The sequence below is a fragment of the Wolbachia endosymbiont of Anurida maritima genome (genome assembly GCF_042182995.1).
Lineage (GTDB): Bacteria > Pseudomonadota > Alphaproteobacteria > Rickettsiales > Anaplasmataceae > Wolbachia.
The window spans coordinates 83153-102297 of record NZ_CP102058.1; the positions used below are offsets into that span (position 1 = coordinate 83153).

Annotated in this window: 21 protein-coding genes, 1 tRNA gene and 3 pseudogenes; 8 read left to right on the plus strand and 17 right to left on the minus strand. The window is 35.3% G+C overall.

The features are described 5' to 3' along the window. Positions 1-58: 58 nt before the first annotated feature. Together recJ and nth are read left to right on the plus strand one after the other, a co-directional pair. Positions 59-1798 carry a single-stranded-DNA-specific exonuclease RecJ gene (gene recJ / locus NOX90_RS00470; protein WP_375604150.1) on the plus strand — a complete coding sequence of 580 codons (1740 nt, stop codon included), beginning with the start codon at positions 59-61 and terminating at the stop codon, positions 1796-1798. Positions 1799-2055: 257 nt separating this feature from the next. Continuing rightward, entirely contained in the window at positions 2056-2694 is a 639-nt protein-coding gene (gene nth / locus NOX90_RS00475; RefSeq protein WP_338406490.1) for an endonuclease III, read from the plus strand. A gap of 13 nt (positions 2695-2707) precedes the next feature. Here nth and NOX90_RS07360 read toward each other — a convergent pair. The 4 genes and pseudogenes from NOX90_RS07360 to NOX90_RS00490 form a co-directional block, all read right to left on the minus strand. Further along, positions 2708-2815: pseudogene (locus NOX90_RS07360) on the minus strand (IS5/IS1182 family transposase); the annotation flags it as partial. A gap of 135 nt (positions 2816-2950) precedes the next feature. Next, positions 2951-3172, minus strand: coding sequence for a transposase (locus NOX90_RS07365; RefSeq protein ID WP_410543688.1), 222 nt, complete (start codon positions 3170-3172; stop codon positions 2951-2953). 144 nt (positions 3173-3316) lie between these two features. Then, positions 3317-3775: a transposase gene (locus NOX90_RS00485; protein WP_375604575.1), complete on the minus strand. Its 459-nt coding sequence runs from the start codon at positions 3773-3775 to the stop codon at positions 3317-3319. Further along, a complete protein-coding gene (locus NOX90_RS00490) occupies positions 3718-4083 on the minus strand; it encodes a transposase (RefSeq protein ID WP_375603639.1) in 366 nt (121 codons plus the stop codon). Before NOX90_RS00490 ends, NOX90_RS00485 begins: the two co-directional genes overlap by 58 nt. A 149-nt stretch (positions 4084-4232) precedes the next feature. Here NOX90_RS00490 and NOX90_RS00495 point away from each other — a divergent pair. From NOX90_RS00495 to trpS, 5 genes and pseudogenes are all read left to right on the plus strand, one after another. Further along, positions 4233-4364 (plus strand): annotated as a pseudogene (locus NOX90_RS00495) (transposase); the annotation flags it as partial. A gap of 163 nt (positions 4365-4527) precedes the next feature. Beyond that, entirely contained in the window at positions 4528-4848 is a 321-nt protein-coding gene (gene rpsP / locus NOX90_RS00500; protein WP_375604151.1) for a 30S ribosomal protein S16, read from the plus strand. A 10-nt stretch (positions 4849-4858) separates the two neighbouring features. After that, positions 4859-5836, plus strand: a complete 978-nt coding sequence (locus tag NOX90_RS00505; RefSeq protein ID WP_375604152.1) for a polyprenyl synthetase family protein — start codon at positions 4859-4861, stop codon at positions 5834-5836. Between the two features lie 61 nt (positions 5837-5897). Continuing rightward, positions 5898-6467, plus strand: a complete 570-nt coding sequence (locus tag NOX90_RS00510) for a nucleotide exchange factor GrpE (protein ID WP_253307254.1) — start codon at positions 5898-5900, stop codon at positions 6465-6467. A 17-nt stretch (positions 6468-6484) separates the two neighbouring features. After that, on the plus strand, positions 6485-7489 hold the full coding sequence (gene trpS, locus NOX90_RS00515; RefSeq protein WP_375604153.1) for a tryptophan--tRNA ligase: 1005 nt from the start codon (positions 6485-6487) through the stop codon (positions 7487-7489). Between the two features lie 357 nt (positions 7490-7846). Here trpS and NOX90_RS00520 read toward each other — a convergent pair whose 3' ends face one another. After that, positions 7847-8272: a transposase gene (locus tag NOX90_RS00520; protein WP_375604064.1), complete on the minus strand. Its 426-nt coding sequence runs from the start codon at positions 8270-8272 to the stop codon at positions 7847-7849. Positions 8273-8947: 675 nt separating this feature from the next. On the opposite strand from NOX90_RS00520, the gene guaB reads away from it, so the two are divergent. Then, complete coding sequence (gene guaB / locus NOX90_RS00525) at positions 8948-10441, plus strand: IMP dehydrogenase (RefSeq protein WP_375604154.1); 1494 nt, start codon at positions 8948-8950, stop codon at positions 10439-10441. 56 nt (positions 10442-10497) lie between these two features. Here the strand turns inward: guaB and NOX90_RS00530 are convergent. The 12 genes and pseudogenes from NOX90_RS00530 to NOX90_RS00590 form a co-directional block, all read right to left on the minus strand. Further along, positions 10498-10709: pseudogene (locus NOX90_RS00530) on the minus strand (IS481 family transposase); the annotation flags it as partial. Positions 10710-11048: 339 nt separating this feature from the next. Further along, positions 11049-12614, minus strand: coding sequence for a 2,3-bisphosphoglycerate-independent phosphoglycerate mutase (gpmI, locus tag NOX90_RS00535; RefSeq protein ID WP_375604155.1), 1566 nt, complete (start codon positions 12612-12614; stop codon positions 11049-11051). Positions 12615-12647: 33 nt separating this feature from the next. Next, positions 12648-12719, minus strand: a tRNA-Asn gene (locus NOX90_RS00540). An 893-nt stretch (positions 12720-13612) separates the two neighbouring features. Further along, the gene (locus NOX90_RS00545) at positions 13613-14008 is read right to left on the minus strand and encodes a transposase (protein ID WP_375604156.1); all 396 of its coding nucleotides are present in this window, start codon (positions 14006-14008) and stop codon (positions 13613-13615) included. Positions 14009-14101: 93 nt separating this feature from the next. Continuing rightward, a complete protein-coding gene (locus NOX90_RS00550) occupies positions 14102-14401 on the minus strand; it encodes a transposase (protein WP_375604157.1) in 300 nt (99 codons plus the stop codon). Then, positions 14352-14561 (minus strand): transposase, encoded by a 210-nt coding sequence (locus tag NOX90_RS00555; RefSeq protein ID WP_375604638.1) that lies wholly within the window; start codon positions 14559-14561, stop codon positions 14352-14354. The genes NOX90_RS00550 and NOX90_RS00555 overlap by 50 nt, the downstream gene beginning before the upstream one ends. Further along, positions 14504-14869: a transposase gene (locus NOX90_RS00560; protein WP_375603639.1), complete on the minus strand. Its 366-nt coding sequence runs from the start codon at positions 14867-14869 to the stop codon at positions 14504-14506. Before NOX90_RS00560 ends, NOX90_RS00555 begins: the two co-directional genes overlap by 58 nt. A 41-nt stretch (positions 14870-14910) precedes the next feature. Beyond that, a complete protein-coding gene (locus tag NOX90_RS00565; RefSeq protein ID WP_410543689.1) occupies positions 14911-15087 on the minus strand; it encodes a transposase in 177 nt (58 codons plus the stop codon). A 207-nt stretch (positions 15088-15294) separates the two neighbouring features. Further along, the gene (locus tag NOX90_RS00570; protein WP_375604158.1) at positions 15295-16125 is read right to left on the minus strand and encodes a hypothetical protein; all 831 of its coding nucleotides are present in this window, start codon (positions 16123-16125) and stop codon (positions 15295-15297) included. An 86-nt stretch (positions 16126-16211) separates the two neighbouring features. Continuing rightward, positions 16212-17723 carry a bifunctional phosphoribosylaminoimidazolecarboxamide formyltransferase/IMP cyclohydrolase gene (purH, locus tag NOX90_RS00575; protein ID WP_375604159.1) on the minus strand — a complete coding sequence of 504 codons (1512 nt, stop codon included), beginning with the start codon at positions 17721-17723 and terminating at the stop codon, positions 16212-16214. A gap of 287 nt (positions 17724-18010) precedes the next feature. Then, positions 18011-18487, minus strand: a complete 477-nt coding sequence (locus NOX90_RS00585; RefSeq protein ID WP_375604160.1) for an RDD family protein — start codon at positions 18485-18487, stop codon at positions 18011-18013. Between the two features lie 22 nt (positions 18488-18509). Further along, a complete protein-coding gene (locus NOX90_RS00590; RefSeq protein WP_375604161.1) occupies positions 18510-19022 on the minus strand; it encodes an RDD family protein in 513 nt (170 codons plus the stop codon). Positions 19023-19145 lie beyond the last annotated feature (123 nt).

Sequence of the window (19145 nt, forward strand, 5' to 3'; positions counted from 1 at the left end):
AATACAATTATAGAACAAGCCTAAAAATTCTGGTAAAGTAGTGTTATTTACAAAGAATATGCTACTTGATATTGAAAAGCGCAGCATAACAAATGCATTGTGGAAGTTGCAAGAAGCAGATCAAAGGGAGATCTTAACTCTTACCCAGAGATTTGAGTTACCAGAAATATTAGCAAGAATATTAGTTACTCGTGGTGTTAACATAGAAAATGCAAGCGACTTCTTATATCCACTAATCAGATCATTATTACCAGATCCCTTTCATCTTCTTGATATGGATAAAGCTGTTTCTCGCATAATAAAAGCAATAAACAATAACGAAAATATTGCAATATTTGGTGACTATGATGTTGATGGTGCAACATCTTCAGCATTGATTAACAGGTACCTAAGAGCAATCGGTATACACTCTATAATTTACATTCCAGATCGTGTTGATGAGGGCTATGGATTAAACGCAGATGCCTTATTACAACTTAAAAAGAACGGAATTGATCTATGTATTTCTGTTGATTGTGGTACGCTTGCATATCAACCGATAGAAAATGCAAAGGTCTTTGGACTTGATATTATAGTTGTCGATCATCACCTTGGTACAGAAAAATTACCAAGCGCTGTAGCAGTTGTTAACCCAAATCGCCTTGATGAGAACTCCCCTTATAACAATCTTGCGGCAGTTGGAGTGTCGTTTCTGCTGATTATTGCTCTTAATAAAAACTTACGTGAGCAAGGATTTTTTACCAGCAAAAAAGAACCAGATTTATTTGATCTGCTCGATTTGGTTGCCCTGGGAACTGTCTGTGATGTTATGCAGATCACAGACCTTAATAGAGCACTTGTCTCACAAGGATTAAAAGTTATGTCAGCAAGAAAAAACGTTGGCTTGCGTGTTTTATTTGATGCTTTGGGAATCCTTGAAAAACCAAGTGTTTCGCGGTTAGGGTTTAGCATTGGACCGTGCATAAATGCTGGAGGAAGAATTGGAGAAGCGTCGCTCGGTGCAAGGTTGCTTTCCATCGATGATGAAGAAGAGGCACATTCAATCGCGCTAAAATTAATAGATTTAAATCATGCAAGGAAAGTGTTAGAAAATGAGGCTCTCTCGGAAGCTACAACACAGGCGGAAAAGTCTGCGCAATTAGGTGTAAATTTTATAATGATAAGCGGCAATTGGCACCAGGGAATAATTGGTATAATTGCATCAAGGTTAAAGGAACAGTTTCACTTACCAGCAATAGTAATATCTTTAAATAATGGAATAGGAAAGGCAAGCTGCAGGTCAATTTCTGGAGTCGATATCGGTGCTGCAGTCCTCTCCGCAAAGTTTATAAATCTGATTATTGAAGGTGGCGGCCATAGTATGGCAGCAGGGTTTTCGATTGTAGAAGACAAAATAAATGATTTACATGATTTTTTTACTGAAAGATTTTCAAACTCTATAAATGAGAAAACTTTAAAAGCCGATGGTATAGTAACAGCTAAAACAATAAACTTGTCTTTATGGAATCAATTGCAACGCTTGGGACCATTTGGAGTTGGGAATCCTGAACCAAGGTTTATCATTCAGGGAGCAAAGATAAGAAAATCTGAAGTTATAGGAGTTGACCATATAAAATGTTTCATCGCTGATGATAATGTTATGGTGAGAGCTATTGCATTTCGCTCTGCAAATACTCACCTTGGCTCTGCTATCATGCAGGGTAATGTTAAAGCCGTTTTGGGTAAAATCTCTGTGAATTACTGGAATGGCAATGAATTTGTACAATTTTTGATAGAAGATGTATTAACCATCAGTTGAGTGACCTTACCCAGAAAAAGTAGAGAGGAAGTTAAACTGATTTTTACTATTGACAAGACGGATAAAATAATATACAGGCTCAAAATAGTTGGTTGTGGTAGAAGTTATGTTTTGCATAGGTGGCAAGCGAATTTGCTGAGAGGAGTTTCGATAAAGTAAATACTAATGTATCTGATGTTAACACTGAACAGCCATCTAGACCTCAAGCGATTGAACTTACACAGCAAACAGTATAGTATAAACTTTTAGCTCTATGCATGGATTCAAAAAAAGTAGAACTGATATTTGAAAGATTTCAGCAATCAAATCCTACGCCAAAAATAGAGCTAAATTATACCAATCATTTTACGTTACTAGTCGCGATAGTTTTATCAGCACGGACAACTGATGTAAGTGTTAACAAAATTACAAAAGAACTATTTAACATTGCTGATAAACCGAAAAAGGTGCTGAGCTTTGGGCAAAACGAGCTGAGAAAACACATAAGCAGTATTGGTTTATATAATTCCAAAGCAAAAAATATAATTGGGCTTAGTAAAATATTGGTAGAACGATACAACAGCAAAGTACCTACTGATTTCGATGATTTGGTGTCCTTGCCTGGAGTGGGGAGAAAGAGTGCTAACGTCTTCTTAAATTCAGGACTCGGCATTCCGACATTGGCAGTTGATACTCACGTTTTTAGGGTGAGCAATAGAGTTGGACTTGTGAAAGAAAAAGATGTGTTTAAAACAGAACAATCTCTTTTGAATGTAGTTCCAAAAAAATACCTACTTTATGCTCATCATTGGCTAGTTTTACATGGTAGATATGTTTGCAAGGCACAAAAACCTTCGTGTGAGACGTGTATAATTCATGATTTATGTGAATTTGAGCATAAAAGGTATAAAGTCTAGGCAGTGTCGACACTTATTTCAACCAAAGATAAATGCCAGCAATGTGAACAAAAGACAGAAAAGCTATGGCCAATTTGTCGTAGCGTGTAGCAACTCTGCGGAAGTGCTTGATTTTGTTGAACATTCCCTCTATGTGAAAATTATTGTTGACTTGTACGCAATTAGAGAACCTTAGCGGATTGCCCAGAGCATCACAAGCAGCATGTAATTTGCTTGAAAATCCCCATTTGCATCGTCCNNCAACTCCTGTTCTTGTCTACCAGTTTTCACATTTTTTTCTTGCACCAGCTGCATGCTGATGTGCCCTAATTATCGTTGAGTCTATCATAATCCATTCCGTGTCTTCATCTACTGCCAAAGTATTGAAAATCATNNTTCCTGCTTTTGCCCATCTTATGAACCTTTTATGTATACTCGACCATTTTCCATATTTTACAGGCAAAGCTCTCCATGGTGCACGAGTTCGGCCTATCCACATTATTGCAGCTATGAACTTTCTGTTGTCCTTTGCGCTTCTGCCACTATCTCCTCTTTTCCTGGCAAGCTGTCTTTTATCCTCTTCCATTGCTCATCTTTTAAATTATATAGCATTCTCTTTACCTCTTAGAGCATGTCTTCAAACTCAAGAATGAGCTAATTTGTGAAGCATAATAGTGATCATATTAAAAAAGATGTTATTTTTTGAAGTGAGAGGAGAATGCTCATAATCCTTACTCATACGTCTAAAATTGGAGAGCCAAGCAAAGGTTCTCTCAACAATCCAACGTTTAGGAATAACCTGAAATCCTGTATCAACTACTTTCTTGGTAATCGTCAACAAACATCCAGTTTCCAATAAACAGCGGTTTTGCAATTTACCTGTATATCCTTGATCAGCAAAAAACTTACGTAATGTTGGAGCTTTGCATTTGGCTTGAACAAAAAGATTTAGTGCACCATCACGATCTTGAATGCTTGCACTGTGTACTTCAGCAGCAATTACAAGACCTAGAGTATCTACAACGATGTGGCGTTTTCTACCCTTTACTTTCTTGCCAGCATCATATCCTCTGGATCCCCTTTTTGAGTGGTTTTTACTGATTGACTGTCAATTATTCCTACTGATGGAGTTTCATTCTTACCAATTATCTTTCTTAGTTTTTTAACTAGAAAATCATGAATTTCTTGCCATATTCCACTTTTTTTTAAACGCGAATTACAACTATACACGGTTTTCCATGGTGGAAAATTCTTAGGTAGTTGTCTCCATTGACAGCCTGTTCTCATCACATACCTTATTGCATCGATAATCGTTCTGATACTGTGTTTTCTTGGTCTGCCGGTCTTTTTAGGTTCAAAATATTGCTCTATCATCTTCCATTCTTTGTCACTTATATCGCTTGGGTACATTTAAAATATATCTTATAACACACTTCTTAACTCCTTTCTACTTAGTTTGAAGACATGCTCTTAGAACCTGTACATGATCTCAAGAAAGGAATGAACTAAGAGATAATGTATATAAATTAGGATATATTATGATGTATTTTGTGGAGTGTCTGAAAAGAGGTTGTCAGTAGAGAATGCTACCAAAAGAGTTTCCAAAATGGCGCAATTGTTATGATTATTTTAAAAAATGGAGTGAAAAACCAAACGGAAGTAAAGAAAGTGTTTTGGAGCGTGTGTTAAAAAAAAATAGTTGGCATTTCAAAAATGAATGTTCGTACAGCTGTGCGCCCAGCGCTGCCCTACATTATTGGTAATTATATTATAAGGTGCAAAAGTTGTATAATTAATTTGACTTAAAACGGCTCATTGTATAAAATTGTAACTAACATATGAATAAAGGTTAACATGGCAGTTAAAATAAGGTTGGCAAGGTTTGGCGCAAAGAAACGCCCTTTTTATAGGATAGTTATAGCTGATTCACGAGCACCAAGAGATGGGCGTTTTATTGAGAAAATAGGACAATATGATCCAATGTTACCAAAAGACAATAAAAATCGTGTTGTGGTGAAGGGTGATAGATTAAAACATTGGCTAAGCGTAGGCGCGCAAGCAACTGAAAGAGTACTGTGGTTCATCAAAAAAGGCATAGTAACTTTAGAAACAGAACCAAAGAAAATAGAAAAGAAGAAAGTAGAGAACGAGAAAGCACAAGGGCAAGAAGCATAAGTCTCTTTAAATGCTAATAACAAACAGCGATAGATTAGACGATGTTGTATCTTCTGATTTATCAGCTATGAAGGACTTTATCTTCAAAAATGTCAATGATGAAGATGCTAAGCTTGCTACTGATATTATATCTCATCTTGTTAGTTCAGGTGGAAAAAAAATAAGGCCTAAACTAGTTTTTATTATATGTAAAATGCTAAATTATTCTGGGGAGAATAGGATCAACGTTGCTGCATCGGTAGAGTTTATACACAATGCTACTTTACTTCATGATGATGTGCTCGATGAAAGTGAGGCACGCCATGGAGTTAAAACAGCGAATAAAATTTGGGGAAATAAATCAAGCATTTTAGTTGGTGATCTATTGTTGACTCTAGCATTTAGATGGCTTATAGAGTGTGGAAATTTAAATATTCTCTCTATTTTATCTAAAGCATCGTATTTACTTGTGAAGGGTGAAATAAAACAGATGACAACACGTTTTGATTCCCACACAATCAGGGAAAATTATTTTGATATCATTGGAGAAAAGACGGCATCTTTATTTTCTGCATGCTGTGAAGCTGCATCTACAGTATCTGGTGCAACAAATGACGAAACAGAGAGGCTAAAGAATTTTGGTTTTAATTTTGGTGTGGCGTTTCAAATAATTGATGATATGCTCGATTATACTGCTAGTCAAGACACTTCCGGAAAGCAAGTCGGAAAAGACTTTTTCGAAGGTAAAGTCACCTTACCTGCTATTATAGCATATGAAAAGGGCAGTCCAGCAGAGCAAAAATTCTGGGAAAAATGCTTTTCTTCAGCTAGACACAATTTTGACCAAGCATTACACTATATTAATCACCATAATGCCATTCAACTTTCTATGGAAAAAGCTAGACACTACATTAATATGGCACAAAATGATATTAGTACTTTTTCTGATTCTTTTTATAAAACTACTTTAATTGACTTTTTAAATGCGAGCATAGAAAGACAAATGTAGCTGGTGCTTGATATTTTCGAATTAATTGTTATATATTCATTAGATTCTTAAGGATAGTGATATGTCAGACAGCAGTAAAGAAAAAAAGAGGAAATTTGCCGATATGGTAAATAGGCAGAAAGGTGACGACCAACAAAGTGATAACCATAAGCAAACTGATGATTTAAATGAAGATCTCAATACATTAAAAGAACGTGCAGCTCAGCTTGAAGATCATTTACGCCGTGCTGTTGCAGATAATGAAAACGTCAAACGTATAATGCAAAAGCAAATTAGCGATGCAAGTGACTATGCAGTCACAAAATTTGCACGTGATATGATCGACTCGTGCGACAATTTAAAAAAAGTAATGGAAATTTTGAAAGACGGTGATCCTGTTCATGAGGGGATTAAAGTAGCTTATCAAAAAATTATAAATGATCTAAAAAAACATGGAATAGAGGAAGTAGATCCACTTGGTGAGCTTTTTGATAGTAATTTACACCAAGCTGTTGTGGAAAGAGAAGACAATGAAAAAGAGCCTGGCACTATTATAGAAGTACTACAAACTGGTTATACTATCAAAAATAGGTTGCTCCGTCCTGCAATGGTTATTCTTTCTAAGAAATCTGCTGATTGTGGAAGCGATTAGCATGAGGTAAATGTATAATGACAAGTATTGTCTTTTCAGGTATCCAGCCAAGTGGCGTACTACAATTAGGTAATTATCTTGGTGCAATCAAACAGTGGATAGACTTACAGGATAAATACAAATCTCTTTTTTGTATTGTCGACCTACATGCAATCACAGCAAATAAGCTTCCCGCAAGTGAATTAAAAAGTAATATTTTCAAAACAGCGGCGGCTTATATTGCATGTGGAATAGATCCAGAAAAGTCCATTATTTTTAATCAGTCTACAGTTAGTGGGCATGCAGAGCTCTGTTGGCTACTTGGGTGCTACACGCCAATTGGTTGGCTCAGTCGCATGACTCAATTTAAAGACAAGGCTGGCAATGATAAGCAAAAAGCCTCTCTTGGATTATATAGTTATCCAGTACTTATGGCTGCAGATATATTGTTGTATCAAACTAAATACGTTCCTGTTGGTGATGATCAAAAACAGCATTTGGAGCTTGCACGTGATATTGCATCAGCTTTTAACAATCATTATAAACTGGATTATTTCATCGTACCTGAAATCTTAACTTTGGATTGCACATCAAGAATAATGAGCTTAAGAGATGGTACAAGCAAGATGAGTAAATCTGATCCTTCAGAATACTCATGCATTAACCTTGACGATACAGATGACTTAATTGTCAAGAAAATAGAAAAAGCAAAAACAGATTCAATCTCAGGTTTTGATTTTGCTACTTTAAAGTGCCGTCCAGAAATAAGCAATTTGATAAACATTTATTCAGTGCTTAGTAATGTAAATGTGGAAAAAGTGTGTGAAGAAGTGAACAAACATGACATGAAACACTTCAAAAAAGAGTTAGCTGATTTAATTATCAGTGTTATATCACCCATACGTGAGGGGATGAATGATCTTTTAAAAGACCAATTCCATTTACATGGAATATTAAAAAAAGGTACAAAGAAAGCAACAGAAATTGCAACCCATAATATAAAAGAAATCAAGGAGATTATTGGATTTGCTCAATATCTGTAAGGTCCAAAAGTGTGATGGTGCGAACCGTCATATCAATTATGTTTTTTTAAAATTTTTGTATCTGTTCAGGCAATGGCGTCAACTTAAGGAAAAATATCGGTGATAGTGTATAAAATTTCTCTCTAAAATTTTTACCATTAAATTACCCAAAAGCTGCAATAAATAGCACTTTTGTTGCTGTTTTATTTCAACAAAGAAGTCTAAAATGTGTCCTTAAGTTGACGCCATTGTCTGTTCAGGATAGCGGCAAGACCATAGAGTAAAAGTGAGTTTACAACAAATGGTGTCATCCAAGTAGCTGACATTGGGATGGCTTTGTTGCATCGCTCTTCGGATAGTAGGTAACGCACAATAAATTTATGAAGCTATCTCAAATTTAGCCATGCCTATTTCAGTAAATTTGTTAAGCAAATAACATTTGAGTAGCAGTTCCCTCTCACGATTAATTTCAGATTTGTTCCTAAAACTAAACCCAAATATTCGCTTCAACCTTGAGAAAAATCTTTCAATGTACGATCTTTTTCCGTAATTTACTTCTTCTTTCCATCTTTTTATACCATTCTCACCATGTAATTTCATTAACTGAATAGCGGCATTTCTATCAAGCATATAATCCAATTTTAGATGCTCTGCTGCGTTGTTTTTCGGAGGAATTTTCGTCTTTATGCCGCATTCATCACACAATTTATAGAGTTTATGTCTGTCATATGCCCTATCTGCATATAGTGCTTTTATGGCATATTTAACATCAGATTTCCCCAATGCTCCATAGTGATCAGCCATTACTGTATTTTGTAGCTATGACTTGTTTGCTCAACATTATGTGCAATTTTCTTACTTGTGTATAGCTGCGATACTCTCTATCTTTGCTATTTTCTTTGCTGTGTGTTGTTGTATATACTAATTCCTGTACTGCCTATGGCAATTTCGATATCTTCCATGTTATTTTCTGCAATCATTGATCTTAATATCAAGTTTCTTTTGATGCTTGTGAATAGCTGATAACCTGCAAATTTTTCCTATCTGTTCAATGTATCCCTCTAAAAATCCCACTCAAACCTATTCTGAATAGATGGGTTGTTATATGTATCAAAATCACCACTTTATTGCTGTAAATATTGTTGCCACCCTGCATTTTGGCCCAATTTTATACAAATTTTCTATGGCTTCGTTGATATAATGAAAAATATTTCCTCTTTTTTCTAGAAATTTGTTATATTCGCTATGGTTACAGACTCTCATTTTTTGTGGCATATTTATCATTAAATCGTCATTTTATAATGAATTTATCAGTAATCACTAGTTTTTCTGCTGCTATGCAACAAAGCTATTCCAGCGTCACGCGCTGGAATGACAACTTAAGGTATCACCTATAATTACTAATCTAAAGCTGTAGCTAATTTTGCAAAAGCCCTATTGCAATTTAATTAATTGGCGTATAAGCTTTAAATAAAGCCTATGAAAAAAATGGAAGCTTGTTATTCATTTGACGATATACTTCTTTTGCCAGCCTATTCTAATATATTGCCTTGCGATACAGATACAAAAACTTATTTAACAAATAATATAGAACTAAATATCCCTCTCATATCCTCTGCGATGGATACTGTTACTGAATCGGGCTTTGCAATAGCTATTGCCCAACATGGAGGAATAGGTTGCATACATAAGAATTTATCAATAGATGAGCAAATTTTAGAAGTGAGAAGGGTGAAAAAATATGAAAGTTGGATCGTGTATAACCCAATTACGATTTCACCAGATAAAACGGTTGCGGAAGCAATTTCATTAATGAGAGAGCACAATTATTCTGGCATTCCTGTAGTTGATCAACGCAAGTTAGTTGGAATTTTAACTAACCGAGATGTGAGGTTTATTGAAGACCAGAACATGAATATAAAAGTCTCCGAAGTGATGACAAAAGATAAGTTAATCACAGTATGTGAGCAGGAAGTGAACAATGCTGCAGCAATGAAATTGTTGCATGAAAATAGAATAGAGAAGCTTTTGGTCGTAGATGAAAATTCTTGTTGTATAGGTTTAATTACGGTTAAAGACATTGAAAAATACAATAGATACCCAAATTCATGTAAAGACAGTAAAGGGCGGCTCAGAGTTGCCGCTGCAATTGGCACTGGTAAAAAAGATGGTATAGAAAGATGTGAAGCTTTGATCGGAGAAGAAGTTGATGTAGTTGTTGTGGATACTGCTCACGGTCATTCCGAAAACGTTATCAATACCATTAGGGAAATAAAAAAGATGTATCCTAATACGCAATTAATTGGTGGAAATATTGCAACAAAGGAGGCTGCTGAAGCGTTGATTGATGCGGGTGTTGATGCAGTGAAGGTTGGAATAGGACCAGGATCAATCTGTACAACCAGAATAGTTACAGGCGTTGGTTTGCCACAATTCTCTGCAATCAAGCATGTTGCAGAGGGGTGTAGAGCAAGAAACGTAAGACTAATTGCTGATGGTGGGGTAAAATACTCAGGAGATGTTGCAAAAGCTATTGCAGCTGGTGCTGACTCTGTGATGATTGGTTCGATTTTTGCTGGCACTGACGAAAGCCCAGGTGAGATTATCATGTATAAGGGCAGAGCATATAAAGGCTATCGAGGAATGGGATCTATTAGTGCAATGAAACGAGGTTCAGCTAGCCGTTATTTTCAAGATAAAGATTCAAAACTTAAATTAGTTCCACAAGGAGTGGAAGGAAGAGTTCCATTTAAAGGTCCAGCTTCAGGAGTGATCCATCAATTAATTGGCGGATTGCAAGCTGCAATGGGTTATACTGGTAACAGGAATATAGAAGAAATGAAGAAAAACTGCAAATTTGTGACTATTACTGCATCAGGATTAAGAGAGAGTCATGCTCATGATATAGTCATTACACAAGAAGCTCCAAATTATGCTTATCAAACGTCCAATTTGTCAACCGACTCAGAGTAAATCCTTCTTTCAATGTCATTCCAGCATCAGCTGCTTGCATGTGTAAAAGACAAGAATTAACTGACAGAAGAATTAAAACTAATATCAGGCTGTTGTTTAATGCTACTAATATTTTTTTGAAAAGCAATGTGTTTACTATCCAAAANAGTTTGCATAGGATAGCAGTATTTGTCTGATTGTCTCATTGTAAGAACGCAACCAATGATCAACATTAATCTGTCAAAGAATAGTAGATTTTCTTTCTAAAGATAATATTGTAACACTCATTAAAGATACCCGTGATTTTTTATGCACTCTGGTTTTTCCTGTTCTAAATAGCAAGCAGTAAAACTGTTAGTATAACACCTATGTAACGCATAAATTTTCCCTCTTATTGAATACTCCAACATATCAGAGTACCAGTTGGTCCATTCTCCTATACGCTGGTCACCAAATTTTATGGGCCACACCGGTGGCAGAATCTGGGTAACGAGGTCTTCTTCCTATACTCCATAATAAGAATAGAAAGTGCCTCAGAAAAAGTGCCAACCTGCCCCTTTCCATTCTGAGAAGCTATTATCTTCTCATGCTTCCAACCAAGCAATATACCATCTGGGTAAGGTCAATTCTAGCTGGAATGACAGAGGGTAATGCAAGAAATCAATGAACTACCTGTCATTTCATCAGGCTTCTTAATTCCAAGTAGCTGTAAAATAGTAGGGGCGATGTCAGATAACCTTCCGTCTCTTAGTTTTAGATTATTGCAAGACACAATAAATGGCACTTTATTTAGAGTGTGTGCTGTATGAGGTGTATTGTTTTCTTCATCGAACATACATTCCACGTTACCATGGTCTGCAGTAACAATTAATGCAGTAGTGCTTGACTTTTCAACAGCATTTAACACTTTCGCAAGACAATCATCTACAGCTAGCACAGCTTTCTCGGCTGCTTTTATATTACCTGTATGTCCCACCATATCAGGATTAGCGTAATTTACAACTATCAGTGCGAATTCTTGGGAGTGAATTTTTTCTACAAGCTTTTCTGTGAGCTCGAAGGCTGACATTTCGGGCTGCAAATCGTAAGTTTGAACTTTTGGTGAGGGAATGAGTATTCTTTCTTCACCAGAGAAAGGTTCTTCTTTTCCACAATTGAAAAAGAAAGTAACATGAGCGTATTTCTCGGTTTCGGCGATGCGTAATTGTTGTAATTTATTGTCTGCTATTACCTGTCCTAAAGTGTTAGTAAAAGATATAGGAGGAAAAATATGAGGAATTTTAAGACCTTCTTTATATTTCATCATGCTTAAAATTGAAGAAAATGGTTTTCGTTTACGACCTTCTGTCGTACGAGTAGTTTGACCATAGATTCCAGCGTCACGCGCTGCTGATTGGTTTAGTAAAATACTTGCTAATTGTATCATTCGATCAGCACGAAAGTTAGCCAATAACACTCCATCTTCTGGTTTTATACCTTGATAATCACCTATTACTGCGGGCCTAATAAACTCATCAGTTATGTTATTTTGATAATTTTCATTAATCAACGATACTGCATTATCATGACGAGGTGCCTTTGCAAATGCGATAGCCTCATAAGCCTCAATTGTTCTCTCCCACCTGTTATCACGGTCCATAGCATAGTAACGCCCAGAAACAGTAGCAATTCTTATGTCATTTCCCTTTATACTCTCTGCAAATTCTTGAATGCATTTTTTCCCTGAATTTGGCAATGTGTCTCTGCCATCTAAAAATGCATGTATCACCACTTTGATTCCATGCTGTGATATTTTATTTGCTAAAGTTGAAATATGCTTTTGATGCGAATGAACACCGCCATCTGACACTAATCCCATCATATGGCATACTCCGTTCTTACTTTTTAGATTACTAAGAAAACTTTGTAGATTTACATTGTTTTCTATCGTTCTAATCTCTTGATTAATGCGCTGAAGGCTTTGCATTACTACTCTACCACTGCCAATATTCATATGACCAACTTCTGAGTTACCTATCTGACTACCAGGTAACCCCACATCAGTTCCACAGGCGGATAAACTGCATTTTGGATAATTAGAGCTAATGTATTGCCAACAGGGTGGATTTGCGTTGCTAATAGCGTTGTATTTATTATTCTCTATTCCATTTCCCCAGCCATCTAGTATACATAAAACCACTGATTTAATGTTCATATAAAATCAACACTAGAATTTCACAGAGAAACGCTCCCCGGGCCGGATTCGAACCAGCGACCAATTGGTTAACAGCCAATTGCTCTACCACTGAGCTACCGAGGAATAAACCGTTTTTAATTTACCATGTTGAACGTTGGTTGTAAACGTTTTTTGTGTAGACTTTAAGTCCAACTGTTCACAGAAACGAAAAAACTTACTTGACAAGCTTCGCCAGCTCCCTTATCATGAAACTGAAGCTATTTATTTATCTTCTCTGTACAGATTAAATGACAAAAAAACTCACGTATCTGGCGTCTCATGTTTAATTTTTTGCACTATGTGCACCTTATGTCTTTATAAAATNTCTAGGTTTTTACCTAATATAAGCTGAAATGCGCTTATAAAGCATTTAAAACATTAAAAAACGCCAACTTAAAAAATGGATAGTGAATAATTAGCTACCCTAGGGTTTCTTTTGCCTTTTTTTCTGTTTAGTAAATTTCTTAATGTTTATAATTTAGATTAGTTGCGGTTTAAAAGCAGCTGAATCGCGGTTATTAAGCGTTTAGAATAAAAAAACGCCATACTTGAAAGTATAATGTAAGTAATTAGCCAACCACGGGGCTTCTTTTGCCTTTTTTTTCATTTGGTAAATTTTTTAATATTTATACGGAAGGTGTCATCCCAGTGCGTGACACTGGGATCTCATTTCGTAACTTCATAGTATAAATTATTTCAAATTGTATCTATTTGCAAGTATATAAATATAATAATTTTGCATAAAAAATTAGATCCCAGTGTCACGCACTGGGATGACACCGTCATAAAGGAACCAGTATCAGCTACTTTCATGACATCATCATAAAGTAAACCAGTGTCAGCTACTCGGATGACAGGAGAAGGAGGCTACTTTCATGACACCATTCTTTTTTCTGGATCCAAGTAGTTAAGGTACTGGCCTGACAACCGTCATCCCACTGCTTGTTAGGGGCTGTGGCGCATAAGTGTTGAAAGTATCAAAAATAACGTGATATGAGATGATCAACGGCATGTAAATTACCTCCCGACAGTAAAACAATCGAACGTATAAAAGAGTCATTTAGATCCAATGTGAATTGCAGTAATGCTATTTTGAACCCATGTAGATTATTTTTGATTTTATAAACAAGAAATAACAAAGCCGTAATAATAATCATGTAAATATACACCTTCATGCCATTCATAGTATGGCTTAAAAAGTGCTTATATCCAAGATTTTGCTTTATAAATTTAAAGAACACTTCTATATCCCATCTGCGCCTATATAGCTCTGTTACTTCATAAGCTGGCATTTCAAACAAGTTTGTCAAAAACCATATTTCATCTCCAATTTTATTTCTGATTTTTATTAGCCGTAGATGGCTTTGTTGCATAGCGAGTAGAGATAGGAGAAAAAAAGAGAGAAAATTAAAAAAAGAAGTGGTTACTCTATTGAAAAATGAATGCTTTAGAGCATGTCTTCAAACTCAAGAATGAGCTAATTTGTGAAGCATAATAGTGATCATATTAAAAAAGATGTTATTTTTTGAAGTGAGAGGAGAATGCTCATAATCCTTACTCATACGTCTAAAATTGGAGAGCCAAGCAAAGGTTCTCTCAACAATCCAACGTTTAGGAATAACCTGAAATCCTGTATCAACTACTTTCTTGGTAATCGTCAACAAACATCCAGTTTCCAATAAACAGCGGTTTTGCAATTTACCTGTATATCCTTGATCAGCAAAAAAACTTACGTAATGTTGGAGCTTTGCATTTGGCTTGAACAAAAAGATTTAGTGCACCATCACGATCTTGAATGCTTGCACTGTGTACTTCAGCAGCAATTACAAGACCTAGAGTATCTACAACGATGTGGCGTTTTCTACCCTTTACTTTCTTGCCAGCATCATATCCTCTGGATCCCCTTTTTGAGTGGTTTTTACTGATTGACTGTCAATTATTCCTACTGATGGAGTTTCATTCTTACCAATTATCTTTCTTAGTTTTTTAACTAGAAAATCATGAATTTCTTGCCATATTCCACTTTTTTTTAAACGCGAATTACAACTATACACGGTTTTCCATGGTGGAAAATTCTTAGGTAGTTGTCTCCATTGACAGCCTGTTCTCATCACATACCTTATTGCATCGATAATCGTTCTGATACTGTGTTTTCTTGGTCTGCCGGTCTTTTTAGGTTCAAAATATTGCTCTATCATCTTCCATTCTTTGTCACTTATATCGCTTGGGTACATTTAAAATATATCTTATAACACACTTCTTAACTCCTTTCTACTTAGTTTGAAGACATGCTCTTAGGTAGTTGTCTCCATTGACAGCCTGTTCTCATCACATACCTTATTGCATCGATAATCGTTCTGATACTGTGTTTTCTTGGTCTGCCGGTCTTTTTAGGTTCAAAATATTGCTCTATCATCTTCCATTCTTTGTCACTTATATCGCTTGGGTACATTTAAAATATATCTTATAACACACTTCTTAACTCCTTTCTACTTAGTTTGAAGACATGCTCTTAGGGTTAAAAAAACATTTGGATTTAGTTTTAAGAATAAATCCGAAATAAATCGTTCTCAAGAGATGATCTTAAAATGCTACTTGATTAACAAATTTACTGATATCGGTATGCCTATTTTCGAATTTGCCTCGTAAATCCCTTACATCACACCTTCTCATTGGTAGCCATGCAACAAAGCCGCCGTAGATCATGCTTTTCTGCCACTTTACCTCGTGCACGATAAAGATTAACTATTATATCTTCTAAAATCTCTGATCCATCCGATTTTTGTTCTCTTATAACTTTGTTCCTGCTTATAACATCATGTTTTCTTCCCACTTTAACTCTTGTGATAAATTTGTACTCCTTTTCATCAAATTCGGCAAAAGTTCCAACTTTTCTGATTCCTCTATCAAATAATAAAATATCCTCTTTTTCAACTTTAGCTTCATTAATTGCTCTCACTAATGCTATATCTTCACTACTTTCTTCTTGTCCTTTACAAAATCTTATACTTGTCGGCAATTGATCCTTTAATCCTACACTCACTTTAACTTGACTGTCGTTACTTTTACCGCCTATTTTTAGCCCATCTTTTATGAGATATCCCGATAAATTTATGATCGTCGAATCAAACTTATGTAAGTTATTTGATGTTTTTTGGGGTAATAGCTTTTTAATCTTGCTCATCAAATCAATATATACTCCCTTAAAATATTCTGGATTTATAACTTTTAACCTTTTTGACAAACCACTGTATGTTACTGTACTTTTATCGCTATTCTTATCCATTATACACCTGTTTATTACCATTTCTAGCGCTCTTAGGCTTGTTTTTTGCCCCATTAATATTAACTTCATTAGACCTTTAAATATAATCTTGCCCAACAATTTAGTATTACATTTATCTACTTCACTTAATTTTCCTAGCCTTTCTAAATCCTCATCTTTTATTAAATTTAGTACTCTTTCTATTTGATCCATTATTGCCTCCATTTTCTTGCAATAATAGTTCTTTATGTCTTTTTTGTGTTACTTTCAACACTTATGGGCTGTGGCGGTATGACGATAAGACACAAAGCCTAATGGAAAAAACTGCGAACGCCAGTGAAAAACATAGCAATTTTATTTTCATTTGCAGCTTTTATCACATCTTGATCTTTCAGCGAGCCACCGGGCTGAATTATAGCTGTAATTCCATGTTTTGCGCTTTCTACTATGCTATCTGGGAATGGAAAAAATGCATCTGAAGCAAGCACTGCACCTTTACATTTTTCACCTGCTTTTTTCACTGCAATGTTCACACTATCTATTCTGCTTGTTTGCCCTGCACCGATGCCAATAGCACAACCATCTTTTGCTATAACTATTGCGTTGGATTTCACATGCTTACATATTTTCCAGGCAAAAATAAGATCTTTTTTTTCTTTGTCTGTTGCAGTGCATTCTGTTACTTGTTCTGCTTTTATCTTGTGATCATTATTTTCTTGCACCAAAAACCCACCAACAACATTTTTAGTTTGGTATTTCACATTTTGTTGAAAAGATTTATGAATAATCACTCTTAAATTTTTCTTTCTTTGCAAAATTTTTAGTGCCTCATTGCTGACTGACGGTGTTATCACAACTTCCAAAAATATCTCGTTTAATTTTTCTGCTAGCTTTAAATCTATCTCCCGATTTAAGGCAACTATGCCACCAAAACTGCTTATTTCATCACACGATAGAGCTTTTTCATATGCCTCCAAAGCATCATTACCAACAGCAGCGCCACATGGGTTATTGTGCTTTATTATCACTGCTGCAGGCTCTTTAAACTCAGAAATTATGTTAAGTGCGGACTCTATATCTACTATATTATTATAACTCAACTCTTTTCCATGTAGTTTTTCCAGCGGATATTTGGTAAATTGATTACTATAAAATGCAGCTTTTTGATGGGGATTTTCACCATACCTGAGTTCTTGTACTTTATGTCCATATAGTGCAAAAAACTCTGGCAACTCATTATTTTTACTCTGGGATAAAAACCAACTGTGAATATTAGAATCATAGTGTGCAGTGAGAGCAAATGCTTTGGTTGCTAAATATTTTCTATATTCCAATGGTGTTTCATTGTTATTTTTTATCATCTTAGCTTTCAGTGCTTCATAGTCTTGAATGCTAGAAATAACTGAAGTAAAACGAAAATTCTTTGCTGCGGCTCTAATTAACGCCACTCCGCCGATATCAATTTGTTCTATAATTTGCTCCTCACTTGAATCGCTATTCACCATCTCCCAAAATGGATATAGGTTGGTTATAAGCAGGTCTATTGGCTCAATACCTAGATTTTGTATTTCTGTTTTGTGCTTTTCTCTATCGCAAAGTATTCCTCCATGAATTTTAGGGTGTAAAGTTTTCACTCTACCACCTAGTATCTCTGGAAATTGTGTGTAATCTGAGACTTCTTGTGTTTTTATTCCTGCACTAGATAGCACTTTATAAGTATTGCCCGTTGAAAGAATTTCTATTTGTTGCTGTATTAAAAACGATGCAAGATTAATTATATTCGTTTTATCGTATACTGATATTAAAGCTCTTCTTATTTTCATTTTTGTACAGAAAGTTTTTTTAAGATTATATCTAAGGAAAGAAAATTTGTCTATATATAGCTACTACGTCATACCGCCGAGGTATCTCGTTGTAAATTCCGCTATAGCTGTACGAACATTCATTTTTGAAGACAGCAAATGGTGTCATTCCAGTCTGGAATCTAGTCTTTATTATGCAGCTACTTATTTAAAGTTAAGTTTTCTGGATCCCAGTGTCTGGGCACTGGGATAACAAAAAAAGGAGCACTGGAATGACACCCTTGGTGGCAGACAGCTAAAGAAAAGTATCAACTAGGTTTATAATCTATCACTACCGTGTTTGCAATTTTGTCGTGAAAAGCTTGTTTATGTTCATCACCTACTGCACATACTAAAACTAAGATTAGTATAGCTAAGAATAAAATGGGACTACAAAGTGATATGCAATAAATTATAAAAAGAGCTATAGTCCTTTTCATTGCTTGCATTGTAGTGATTGACTCAAATGTATCTTTGTCTTTTACACGCATGCTAAATAACAAGTGTCCTGGAGTGCCGCCAAATTTTACTAGCATGAATATATGAAATATACATGGTATCATTAAAAATAAAGAAAATACAATCGTGATGATTACAATTATTTCACCCATGATCCCTTGTATTGCGTGTGTAAGTGAGAAACCCACCGCCATTAAACCAAATGGTATTGCGATAAATAAAATACAATCAACTATAAATGCTAGAGTACGTCTTGTCATCGTTGAGTAGTTTACTTTTTTATCCATGTACTACCTATAAAGAAAAATATCAACTAGATTTATAGTCTATTACTACTGTTTTTGCAATTTTATCGTAAANAGTCTGTTTGCGCCGGTCGAATATCGCAAATATTAAAACTAAAATTGGTAAAATTATAGACCACCGAGAAACATAGTGAATCAGCAAAGAAGAAATAATCGAGAAAATTGTCTGAGAAATACTTCTCACTGCTGCTTGTGTTAGGGTGGTACTTTTAAATGTACCTGCATCTTTGATATACATGCCACANNACAACAGCTTTCCTGGAGTACCACCAAGTTTTGTTATCATTAGTATTTCTAATACTGTGCACAGCGCTGATGCAAAGATTTCATAATAGAAATATGTTGATTGTTTAGTTTCATCAAGAAGATAAGCATAGATCTCATTATTGTCTTGTAATGCAATAGACAAGATCAAAATGAGTAAAGGAAAGTACAGTATGATACAGTCAAGTACTTCTGCTACAGTACGCCTTGTAAACCCTACATAATTTACTTTAACATTTATTTCAGGATCCATAACCCACCTATATTTTACTGACTAATATAAAAGTATTTTATTACATAACCGTAAATATACTAACTTGGGTAATATTAGCTACTTGTGCCACTCTATTATTTAAATTAATATTAAATCATTTAT